The sequence below is a fragment of the Streptomyces herbicida genome, from assembly GCF_032656585.1.
Classification (GTDB): Bacteria; Actinomycetota; Actinomycetes; order Streptomycetales; family Streptomycetaceae; genus Streptomyces; species Streptomyces herbicida.
Map to the genome: position 1 here is coordinate 1 of NZ_JAUYWJ010000097.1, position 699 is coordinate 699.

Annotated in this window: 1 protein-coding gene; it reads left to right on the plus strand. The window is 68.0% G+C overall.

Annotated elements, in window-relative coordinates:
- Nucleotides 1–67: 67 nt before the first annotated feature.
- Nucleotides 68–699, plus strand: a 632-nt coding sequence (locus Q8A52_RS48885) for an AMP-binding protein (protein WP_316765161.1), incomplete at its 3' end; no start/stop codon positions are given.

Here is a 699-nt window from a genome sequence, read left to right on the forward strand (position 1 = left end):
GCTGCTCGCTGGTGCGGATGACAGCGCACCGGACGTCCGTGCCGTGGGCGGGGATCTGGCGTATGTGATGTATACGTCGGGTTCGACGGGTGTGCCGAAGGGCGTGGCGGTCTCGCAGTCCTCGGTGGTGGCGCTGGCGACGGACGGCTGTTGGGAGGCGGATGCGGGCAAGCGGGTGCTGATGCACGCCCCGCATGCCTTCGACGCCTCCACCTACGAGATCTGGATGCCGCTGCTCAACGGTGCCACGGTGGTCGTGGCCCCGCCCGGGTCCGTGGACGCAGGGCTGCTGGAGCAGCTCATCGACCAGTTCGACGTGACGACTGTGCATCTGACGGCTGGTCTGTTCGGTGTGCTGGCCGAGGAGTCGCCGCAGTGCCTGGGCGGCGTGTCGGAGGTGCTGACGGGTGGTGATGTGGTTCCGGTGGGTGCGGTGGCGCAGGTGTTGGCGGCCAATCCTCATCTGGTGGTCCGTCATCTTTATGGTCCGACCGAGGTGACGTTGTGTGCGACCACGCACACGATTCCGGCGGGTGGTGAGGCGCCTGAGGTGCTGCCGATCGGGCGTCCGCGTGAGAACACGCGGGTGTTCGTGCTGGATGAGTTCTTGCAGCCGGTGCCTGTCGGTGTGACGGGTGAGCTGTATGTCGCGGGCGCCGGTCTGGCCCGCGGCTACGCCGACCGACCCGCTCTGACGGC